Origin of the sequence: uncultured Campylobacter sp. (assembly GCF_938018035.1) — a bacterium.
Taxonomy (GTDB): Bacteria; Campylobacterota; Campylobacteria; order Campylobacterales; family Campylobacteraceae; genus Campylobacter_B.
Window position 1 is genome coordinate 1 of the sequence record NZ_CALIJF010000011.1, and the last position, 11293, is coordinate 11293.

Below are 11293 nucleotides of genomic sequence, written 5' to 3' on the forward strand. Positions count from 1 at the left end.
ATTTAACGGATAATTTTACAAAAATACTTCGCTGCGGCGCACAAACAGTGCGCCTCGCGAGTATTTCACAAAATCATCCAACCTACGCCTGCTTTATCTTGAACTGCTTTTCGCTACTATAAAATTCTTGATAAAATTTCACTGCTTCGTAAATTTTAATGCTTCATAAAATTTAATGCTTTCTCCGTCGTAATTTAACGTTTCGTCCGCCGCGCTAAATTTTAATCCGCCTTTTATTTTTAAATTTAAAACCTGCTAGACGATGAATAAATATAAAATTTTAATTAAATCTAATGAAATTTAAGGTGCATGAATTCTAAATTTCGATAAAATGCCATTTAAAAATATCCTAAATTTCAGGAGGACATTATGGTTGATTTGGCTCAAATTTCGGCTAGACTTGATGCCGTTGAGCGTTTGCCGCGAATAAAAACGGAGGAAAGCATACAAGAAAGGCTTAAAAGCAAGGGTTTTTCGCGCCGCGATTTTATGAAATGGAGCGGAGCGATGACCGCGATGCTAGGGCTTCCGGCCGCATTTGCGCCGAGCGTGGCGCGAGCGGCGGAGCTTGCAGATCGCCTGCCCGTGATCTGGCTTCATATGGCGGAGTGTACAGGCTGTAGCGAGAGCTTGCTACGCACCGAGACGCCTAGCATCGACAGCCTCATATTCGATTACATCAGCCTTGAATACCACGAGACGATAATGGCTGCCGCAGGCTGGCAAGCCGAGGAAAATTTAGAGGGCGCTATCGAAAAATACAAGGGGCGCTATATCTTGATGGTAGAGGGCGGAATTCCAAGCGGCGAGAATGAATTTTTCCTAACCGTGGGTCCTGAGGGCAAGAGCGGAGCTCAGCACTGCAAAGATGCTGCCAAAGGCGCTGCGGCGATATTTGCGATCGGCACCTGTTCGAGCTTCGGCGGTATCCAAGCCGCGGCTCCGAATCCGACCGGCGCCGTAGGCTTGGACAAAATCATAAACAAACCCGTCGTCAATATCCCGGGCTGTCCGCCTAGCGAAAAAAATATCGTCGGCAACGTGCTAAATTTCATCCTTTTCGGCACGCTTCCAAGCCTTGACGTTTATAACAGGCCTAAATGGGCTTACGGGCTACGAATACATGATCTATGCGAGCGCCGCGGACATTTTGACGCGGGCGAGTTTGTAGAAAGCTTCGGCGATGCGGGCGCGAAGGACGGATATTGCCTTTATAAAGTAGGCTGCAAGGGCCCTTATACATTTAATAACTGCTCGCGCGAGCGCTTCAACTCCCACACTAGCTGGCCGGTACAGGCGGGTCACGGTTGTATAGGCTGCTCGGAACCTGATTTTTGGGATCATATGGGACCTTTTGAGGAGCCTTTGGCGGATCGCCTTTACGAAAGCGTTTTCGGCGGGCTCGGCGCTGATGCTACCGCAGATAAGATAGGTGTCGGAATTTTAGCGATCACGGGTGTTGCGGTAGCGGCACACGCGGCGATTGCGTCATTTAAGAAAGATAAAGGGGAATAATCATGTCGCAAAGAATCGTAATAGATCCGATAACCAGAATAGAGGGACATTTAAGAATAGAGGTCGTAGTGGATGATGAAAACGTCGTCCGCGAGGCTTATAGTAGCTCGACGTTATGGCGCGGGCTTGAGACTATAGTAAAAAACAGAGATCCGCGCGACGCGGGATTTTTTATGCAAAGAATTTGCGGCGTCTGCACCTTCTCGCATTACAAAGCGGGTATCGTCGCGGTAGAAAACGCCCTCGGCATAACTCCGCCGCTAAATGCCTTGCTAACGCGCACGCTGATGGCTAATGCGCTATTTTTGCACGATCATCCGGTGCATTTTTATCAACTCCACGGGCTTGATTTCGTAGATGTAGTAAGCGCTCTTAGCGCCGATCCTAAAAAGGCGAGCGAGGAGGCGTTTAAATACTGCGATACCCCTTATGCGTGCGGTGCGGATAAACTAAAAAAGGTGCAAGATCGCGTGGGCGCTTTCGTTAAAAAAGGCGCTTTGGGGCCTTTTGCCAACGCCTACTTCGGCCACCCAACATATAAGTTTAGCCCGGAGCAAAATTTGATCGCTCTTTCGCACTATCTTGAGTGTTTGCGCATTCAGCGCACGGCGGCTCAGATGATGGCGATATTCGGTGCGAAACAGCCTCATCCGCAAAGCCTCACCGTAGGCGGCGTAACCTGCGTAATGGATATCCTAAGCCCTGCAAGACTGGGCGAATATATGTCTAAATTTAAAGAGGTCGCAGACTTCGTAAATCGCGCCTACTATCCTGATCTTGTAATGGCTGCGAAGGCTTACGGTAACGAGCCTAGCGTGCTAAATGATATCGGTGTGGCAAATTTATGGACTCATCAAGAATTTCAGCTTTCAAAGAACGAATGGCTATTTCAAAGCGGCATGATTATGAACGGCGATATTAGCAAGGTTTTGGAGCTTGATGAGAACAAGATCACCGAGGAGGCAACGCATGCGTGGTATAAAAACGATGCGCCGCTTCATCCTTACGACGGCGAGCAGGAGCCGAATTATACGGGCCTTCAGGACGGACAGAGCATCGACGCGCACGGCAAAGAAGCACATACGAAGGTACTCGATACCCAGGGCAAATACACCTGGATTAAGGCTCCGCGATACGACGGTAAGCCGCTTCAGGTAGGACCTCTTGCAAATATCGTAGTAAATTACGCCAAGAAAAACGAGCGCGTAGTAAAGGTCGTGGATCAATTCCTAAAAGACGCCGGCTTGCCGCTTGAGGCGGTATTTTCGACGCTTGGACGAACGGCGTGCCGTATGATCGAGGCTAAAGTCGTAGCCGACAACGGACTGATTGCACTAGAAAATTTAATTGCAAATATCAAAAGCGGCGACACTGAAACCTGCGCAAAATATGTAATCGATAACTCCAAAGAGTACAAAGGTCGCTATATCGGTCATGTGCCGCGCGGCGCACTTAGCCACTGGTGCAGGATCGAAAAGGGCGTCATCAAAAACTGGCAGGCGGTCGTACCTTCTACTTGGAACGCCACTCCGAAGGATAAAGACGGCGCTATGGGTGCTTACGAATCCTGCTTGATCGGACTTAAGCTTGCCGATCTTTCTAAACCGCTAGAGATCATCCGCCGCATCCATTCATTCGATCCTTGCATCGCCTGCGCCGTGCACGTAATGGACGCCAAAGGAGCGGAGCTCGGCTGCTATAGGGTAGATCCCAGCAAAGGATAAACGATGAAAAAAAGATTTGCGGAATACGAGTTCTCCATCGGTCTTAGGCTCACGCACTGGCTGCGCGCGCTTTGCATTACGATTTTGGTGATCACCGGATATTACATCGCCTTTGTTTTCACCGCACCCGAGGTAAGTCCAGAGCCGGTGCTTTTCATGCAGGCTAAATTTAGATTCGTGCATCTGATCTTCGGCTTTGCGATGATCGGCGCGGCGATCTTTAAAACTTATCTTTTCTTTTTCGATAAAAAGAGCAGAAAAGAGCTTTTAAGCATCAAGGATTTTTTTAGCCCGCGCGTATGGATAGCTCAGATCAAATACTATATCTTTTTGGGCGAGCACCCGCATCTTCGCGGCGTTTATAACCCGCTACAGTTCATCTCCTATCTGGGCTTTTATCTAGTATTGTTCGTAATCTGCCTAACGGGTATGATATTATATGTGCATGTCTATCACGAGGGGTTAGGCGGCGCGCTATACGGGCTCTTGCGCCCGCTAGAAGCCGCGATGGGCGGCCTAAGCGAGGTGCGAATGATTCACCATCTTTGCATGAATATCATCATAATCTTCGTGCCGATCCACGTCTATATGGCGGTCTTTAACGCCGTCAAGGGCAGGGACGGCGCGATGGATGCGATCGTAAGCGGCTATAAATTTAAAAAGGAAGAGCACGCTTGAGGGTGCTGGTACTGGGTATCGGCAACGTCATCTACGCGGACGAGGGCATAGGCGTGCACTTCGTCCGCGCGCTCGCGCAGAACTATAAATTTTATCCTAAAGCCGCCGCACGAAATTCTATGGCGGGCGAGGATTTCGCGGTGCAGAATTCTACTCAAAATTCCGCCCAAGTCTCTGCGATACAAAATTCTACCTCGCAAAATTCCATAAAGCGCAACTCCTTGCAAAATTTTGCGGATGAAAATTTTATTTCCGAGCAGAATTTCGCAGCAGTAAATTTAGACCGAAATTCTACTTCAGAACATTCCGCAAAGCAGGATTCCGCTTCAAATTCTACTTCGCAAAATTTAGCAATAAATTCCGCAGCGCAAGGCTCTATCAATGCGGACCTCGTTGCCGAAAATCCCGCCGCGCCGAGTCAGAGCACGGATCAGATCCGATTTATCGACGGCGGGACGCTGGCTAGCTTTTTGATGCCTACGATGGCGGAATTTGATGAAATTTTGCTCGTCGATTGCATAGACGCGGAGGGCGCAAAGGGCGGCGAGGTGTATTTTTTCGACTACGACGCGATGCCTAAGCAGATCAGCTGGAGCGGCTCGGCGCACGAGGTCGAAATGCTTCAAACCCTGCAGATGATGGATCTTTGCGGCGATCTGCCTCACGTTAAAATTCTAGCGGTCGTGCCGCGGCGCATCGAGGAGGCGAGCTTCAAGCTAAGCTCCGTGATTTTAGAGTCCTCAAAAACCATGGAAAAAACGGCGCTTAAGTACCTATCGGATCTTGGTTTCGCGCATGAAAAAATCGCCGATCTTAGCGCCCAAGACATCGCGGATCGATTTGCAAAAAGGGGGCGAGATGATAGTAGCATATGAGTTTAACTACCTTAATGAAAACGCGCTGATAGCGCACTTCTTGCTGTTTTATGCTCGCAAAAGCACGCTGGAGTTTTGCCTGAAAAAAGAGGCGAGCTTAATAAGCCTTTTCGTGCGCGGCGGCGAGGATGAAATTTTAAAATTTAGCGACGAGGCGATGCCGCTGATCCCAAACTCCATATTTTTGGCAAAATCCTCCGTGCGCGTGGTGGACGAGGGCGGCGCCGAAGCGAAAACGCTAAAATTTAACGGCGCGTTTGAAGATGCGCAGGCGGGCGATCTAGGTAAATTTTTCGAGGATGAAATTTCAAATGCCCATAGCGCGGCTAAATTTAATAATTTTACCCCGCGAGTGATGAAGGAATACCTCGCTCACGCCGAGCCGTCTCAAAACGAATTCGCAATAATAAGCGGCGCCGGCGTGCTTCATGAGGGAAAATTTGAAGCGGTAAGCAGGGAGAATTTCGCCCGCTTACTGGAGTTTTGCCGCATAAACTTATTTCATGCTCAGCAGGTGCAGATTAAGCGCAGCAGTGCAACTTTCACGCTCAAGGCGGACGTGGATTTTAGCGCCGATTTTTTGATAGCCGCGGGAGTGGGCGCGCTGGATGGGATTTTTGTGAGCGATGAAAAGAGTAAAATCGCGCTCGCAGCCTTTGAAAAGCCGCTCATAAGCCTAAAAACCAATGCGATCTTTAGAAAAAATCACGAGGACGCGCCTAAATTTTTTGACGTAAAGCTTGCGGGCGACATATTTGTGTTTGCGCTGGGGCGCGCTTTGGCAAGCGACGGGATCTATTTTTTAAGCGCAAAATGCGAAAGCGCAGCGCAAAAAGATAAAATTTTTAAAGTCGCGCCGCTGCAAAACGGCTTTTTGATCGTGCAAAACGAGGACTTTTTAAGCGACGCCGCAAGCGCTTATCTGAAAAACTCAAAGGACAAAAACTCCGCTCTTTTTGCGCTTACGTGCCGCGAAAAGGGGCTTTTAGATGATCCTAAAAAACGTGTTTTGCGCTGCTTTTTGGGCGTGGGCGCGGATGATGAGATAGCAATTTATGGCGAAAGCTCTAAAAAAATTCTGCTTAAATTTGATCTGCCGCGCAGTTTTGACGAGCTTAAGGCACAAATTTGCGCCGACGAAACGGGCGCTAAGCTGCTTGAAAATTTTAGCGCCAAATTTAACGTAGACGCCGCGAAAATCGATGAAATTTTAAAAAGCGCAAACGCTGGATTTTACGGTATCTTTAGCGTCGCCGCGCAGCTTATCTGGGGGCGCGATGCGGCATTTTTAACGGCGGCTGCGGAGGATTTTGCGGGCGGCAAAGGAGTGCGGCTTGATTTTTGCACGGACGAGCGCGGCTACGTGCAAGCGGATAAAATTTTGCGCTCGGCGATGAGCTATGCGCTCGCAGGCGCCAATGAAAAGCTGTTTGCGTTCGGATTTTTCGATAGTTTGGGCTATTTTTTAAGCGATCTGGCGGATGAGCGCAGAGGGGACTTTGACGTTCTGATCCTCGGCGGCGCGATGTTTGGCGGGCGCAAATTTGCGGATTTAATGCTTAAGCTTTGCAAAAATTTTGACGCGAGCTTTAGCGACAGCTTCGCACTTCAAGCTCGCTAGATTGGGCATATATGCGAATTTTTGGCAAAATTCCTAAGTCTTATCCGCAAAATAGCGAGTTGCGCGGGCATTGCGGTGCCGATAGCCGCGCCATACGGGCTAAGCTTAGCGCTATAATTTGCGCAAAATTCCAAAAAATCGGCAGACGCGGCGAGCTTGTAGTATCAAATTTTATTAAATTTAGAGCATATTTTGCAGCGCCCGGAACGCTTTGTCCGCCCGCCGCGAGCGCATTTTGCTCGCAAAACAGCTCCCGCGTCGCGCAATTTATGAAAGCATGTGCATGAAAGCGGCTAAATTTGAGGTTTTCGGAGCGGTGCAGGGGGTCGGGTTTCGCCCGTTCGTCTACAAGCTTGCCGTGGATTTGGGGCTGAAAGGCGAGGTTTATAACGATGGCGAGGGCGTTAAAATCATCGTTTGCGCGGACCTTTCCGAGCCGCAAAAAGGCTCGATTGATAAAAATTCCGCCCTTTTAAATTTAAATGAGCCGAATTCTAACGAAATTCAAGCGCAGAAAGTATCGTTATCGGCTGCTCGGTCTTTAAATTCTGCCGAGTCGGATTCTAACAAGGCCGCGAACTCATCACTAAATTTTACGAGCTCAAATTTAAGCCAGAACTCCATTTCGCCGCAAAGCGCACCGAGCTTACCGAATGATTCGGTCGGCTCGCTACGTGATTTAACGAATGATTTAGCAAACCTGCCCGATTTGACGAGCTTGTCGCATGATTTGACGGATGATTTACAAGCCGCAGCGAGCGAGAAATTTTTACCAAACTTATTCGAGACCGATCTAAACGAGCAGGGCTCTATCTCGCCGGCTTTGCCCGAGCAAAACCTCTGCTCGCAGGATTTGCAAGATTCCAAGCGCAATCCGCAAAACGCCGAGCAAGATCTGCGCGAAGAAGAAATTTTAAAAATTTTCGAGCAGCGCCTCCGCAGCGAGGCGCCGCCGCTTTGTCGTATCGATAAAATTATCCGCACCGATCTAAATATACAAGATTTTACGCAGAATTTTACTGATTTTAAGATTACGCAATCCAAGGAGGGACGTAAATTTAACCCGATTTTGCCCGATTTTGCGATCTGTGATCGGTGCAAAAAAGAGTTTTACGACCCGCAAAATCCGCGCTTTCACTATCCTTTTATAAACTGCACGGATTGCGGCCCGCGCCTTAGCATCATCGCCGCGCTGCCGTATGACCGCGCAAATACCACGATGAGGGAGTTTGAGATGTGCGAGTTCTGCCGCGGCGAATACACGGACCCGCTCACGCGCCGCTATCACGCCGAGCCGATCTCCTGCCCGCACTGCGGTCCGCAGCTGTTTTTATGCGGCGCAGGCGGCGAAATTTTATCAAGCGGCGAGGAGGCGATAGCGCGCACGGCGGAGCTTTTGCGGCGTGGGCAGATCGGCGCGATCAAGGGGATGGGCGGCTTTCACATCGTCTGCGATGCGACGAACGAGCGCGCAGTACGCATGCTGCGAACGCTCAAAAAGCGCCCGAGTAAGCCTTTTGCGATCATGTGTCGCGACGCAGCGCAGGCGGGGCGCGCAGCGAACCTAAGCGCGGAGGAAGAGGCGCTGATAGACTGCAACGTCAAGCCGATCGTGATTTTAAAAAAGCGCGAGTTTGTTTGGCGCACAGAGGCGGGCTTTGCGACGGATTTCGGCACGCAAAATTTAAAGGCGCAAAGCAAAAATCCTATATCGCCGAAATTTGCGGGTGAGCAAGAAGAATCGGCGCAAGGGCAGGGCTCTGCGCTACAAAATTTACGCAATTGCGCGGCGCAAAATTTTAGCACGCAAAATATTGGAGTTTGCGCGGAGCAGGGCAGGTTGCAGAGTGCGCAAATTTTTAGCAAAACGGCGCGCCGCAATTTCTCCTGCGATGCGTCGGTTGAGGGCGGCTCGCGGAGCGCAGAAAACGAGCTAGGACGCGCATCGAATGGGTCTGGTTCGCAGTACGCGGCTAAAAATTTGAACTCGCCGCAAGCAGTAAGCGAGGCGCAAGATACGATTAACGAGCTAAAATCGCAATTTGCGGCAAATGGCAGAGAGCTGCGATACGTATCGCCCGATTCTTGGCATGCGGACGAGCAAAATTTGCAACTCTCAATGAAGATATCTGATTTGCGGCCTGCGGCAAGCGAGCCCGTTTCGCGAAGCTCTGCGAATACTTCAAGTTTGCAATATGCCGCGGATAGGACGAACTCGCGACGTGGGGCGTGTGAGCAGGACTTGCAAAATGCTGCAGATAAGGCGGCTTTGCAATGTGCGGTGAGCGAGCTAAGTCCGCAACAGACGATAAATTTGCAAGGTTCATGTTCTGCGCAGGCGTGCATGGCGGACGCGCGCGGCGCCCATTCCGATAGCGAGGGCGATTTCGTGCGTTTGCCCGCAAGCTTTTCGGCGATTTTTAGAGCAGGCGCGATTTTTATCGCTCCAAGCGTGGCGCCGAACCTTAATAAAATCGGCATTTTCCTAGCCAATACCGGCGTGCATCTGCTGCTTTTTGAATACTTTGATCGCCCGATCGTCGCTACTAGCGCCAACATTAGCGGCGAGCCCATTATTTTTAGCAGCGAGGAGTTGCGCGAGAAGCTGGGCGACATCATCTCGTTTTACCTGGACAATAATCGCGAAATTTTAACGCCGAGTGACGATAGTATCGCGTTTTTACAGGAATTTAAAAAAGAAGCTGTAAGCGCGAAGGCAAACGATCGCACCCACGATATATACACGCTTGAGACCCGGGCTCACAGCGAGAATATGGCGCAAAATTTTGAAGCACCGCATGCTATGTCGCTTCCCTCGATCGATACGAAGTCCGATTTGAACGTGATTATAAAGCGGCAGCCGAATGAAAATACGTCAAACTCGAAAAGCGATGATCTGAAACGGGCAAATTCCAAGCAAGGCTCGAAGCGTGATCCGAGTGAAGGTCTGCAAAGCTCGCAAGTAGCCGTTTGCGAGCTAAAAAATTCGCAGAATTTATCCAAAAAAGCAAAAAACGAGCAAGAAAGCGCCGCGCTAGGTAGCATCTGCGATGCGGCGGCAGCCGATAAAAGCGCCACTGCAGCGATAGATAGTTGTGACGCGCTCTCGGATGACGGGCACAACGTCGTGGCATCAAACGATGAACGCGACGGTGCATCTTTAAATTTTAAAAACGGCGTGACATTGATTGATATGAAGCGCCGCAGCCCCGAGAACGCGAAAAATTTTAAAAAAGCAAAAGGCGAGCAGGGCGCGGTAACATTGAGCGATAAATTTGGCACCGCACCTTCAAATTTAAAAAGCGACGTAGCGGCGTCAAGCGAAGTCATGCATAATATCGCAGTCCCGGATAGCGAGCACTTTGCGACTTCAAATAGCAAGCGAGGCGCGATCCCAGGCAGCCAGGACACAACATTAAATTTTAAAAACGGCGTCGCAGCGTTAAATTTCAAAAGCGCGAACGATCAAGCGAGCGGAATTTTAAATCGCGCGCTGTTTTTGCGAACATCTCGCGGAATGAATCCAAAAATTTTCCCTAGCAAATTCCAGCTCAAAGGCACTTTCCTGGCGCTCGGAGCGGAGCTTAAAAATCAGTTTGCGATCTACAAAGACGGGCAAATTTTCATCTCGCCCTACATCGGCGATCTTAAAAATGTTGCCACGAATGAGCGATTTTTCGCGCTTTTGGATATGTTCGTGCGCGCCTACGAGCTGAAATTCGACGCCGTCATCGCGGATCTGCACCCGCAGTTTTCGCACACGCGATTTTTCGAGCAGCGCGGATACCCCGTGATCCGCTACCAGCACCATTTCGCGCATCTGGTGTCGAATCTGGCGCAAAACGATCTTCTTTTTAGCGGCAAAAAATACCTCGGCTTTTGCTTCGACGGCACCGGCTACGGCACGGACGGCACGATCTGGGGCGGCGAGGTGATGGTGTTTGATCCGCGCGGCTACCGTCGCGTGGCGAAATTTGACGAAATCGCGCTTATCGGCGGCGAGAGCGCGATCAAAAACATCTACAAGCTTGCGCTTGCGCTCGTGTTTAAATTTAATGCAAAGGGCGCTGCGCGCGAGTTTTTGGCAAAATTTAGCGCGAGCGAGACGGCAAATTTAGAAAAAATCGCGCCGCGTGCCGTCCGCTCAAGCTCGCTAGGGCGGCTGTTCGATGCGTTTGCTGCGGTCATTTGCGACCTGCGAGTCGTCAGCTTCAACGGCGAAGCGGGCATGCGACTTGAGAACCTCTATATCCAGGGCTGCGAGCAGAGTTACAGGTTCGCGCTAAAAAGGGCGAATGGGGTAGTGGTTTTGAGCGATAAAAGCCATGTCGGCGGCGTAGCAAGCCCGAGCGAGAAATTTGTCGCCGCAAAAAATCCTATCCGCAGCGCAGAGCGTAATGACAGAAGCAGCGTCTGCGCGGGAAATTCTACCGACGGCGCGGTGGGCGTAGCAGAAAATTTTAGCGATTCTATAGATTGCAATAGTTGTCCGGCAAATTTTGCCAGCGGAGAAAGATTTGCAGCCGCGAATGTTTGCAGTGCGGCGGGCAAGACCGAAAATTCTACATCAAATTCCGAGGCCTACGATGTCGAGCAAAATTTTGCCTATGCGCCGAATTCGACAAGCGCTCGTAGTTTAAATTCCGCGGGCGAGATAAATTATAATTTATCGATAAACACAGCAAATTCTACGGCGAATTCCATATCAAACGCCGTGGCAAATTCCTCAGATGGCGAGGCACCGTGGGGCCTTGAGGGCGAATGCTATGTGATCGATTACAAAGAGGCGTTTTTGCAGGCTTTGAGCGATGAGCCGCGCTTGGCTGCGACGAAATTCATCAACGGCTTGGCAAACTTCATCGCGGAGTTTGCAGAGAGCT

The 11293-nt window shown here is 50.1% G+C and carries 5 protein-coding genes and 2 pseudogenes; all 7 read left to right on the forward strand.

Going from position 1 to position 11293, the window contains the following annotated elements:
- Nucleotides 1-369 precede the first annotated feature (369 nt).
- Nucleotides 370-1515 carry a hydrogenase small subunit gene (locus Q0257_RS00365; protein WP_298020135.1) on the forward strand — a complete coding sequence of 382 codons (1146 nt, stop codon included), beginning with the start codon at nucleotides 370-372 and terminating at the stop codon, nucleotides 1513-1515.
- A gap of 2 nt (nucleotides 1516-1517) precedes the next feature.
- Nucleotides 1518-3239 (forward strand): nickel-dependent hydrogenase large subunit, encoded by a 1722-nt coding sequence (locus Q0257_RS00370; RefSeq protein ID WP_298020138.1) that lies wholly within the window; start codon nucleotides 1518-1520, stop codon nucleotides 3237-3239.
- A 3-nt stretch (nucleotides 3240-3242) separates the two neighbouring features.
- Entirely contained in the window at nucleotides 3243-3917 is a 675-nt protein-coding gene (cybH, locus tag Q0257_RS00375) for a Ni/Fe-hydrogenase, b-type cytochrome subunit (protein ID WP_005870440.1), read from the forward strand.
- Nucleotides 3914-4009: pseudogene (locus tag Q0257_RS00380) on the forward strand (hydrogenase expression/formation protein); the annotation flags it as partial. The gene cybH and the pseudogene Q0257_RS00380, both read left to right, overlap by 4 nt.
- A 336-nt stretch (nucleotides 4010-4345) precedes the next feature.
- A pseudogene (locus Q0257_RS00385) lies at nucleotides 4346-4792 on the forward strand (hydrogenase maturation protease); the annotation flags it as partial.
- Entirely contained in the window at nucleotides 4776-6413 is a 1638-nt protein-coding gene (locus Q0257_RS00390) for a hypothetical protein (RefSeq protein WP_298020141.1), read from the forward strand. The pseudogene Q0257_RS00385 and the gene Q0257_RS00390, both read left to right, overlap by 17 nt.
- Before the next feature lie 283 nt (nucleotides 6414-6696).
- A partial coding sequence (locus tag Q0257_RS13025; protein ID WP_366517479.1) for a Sua5/YciO/YrdC/YwlC family protein occupies nucleotides 6697-11293 on the forward strand: 4597 nt, incomplete at its 3' end.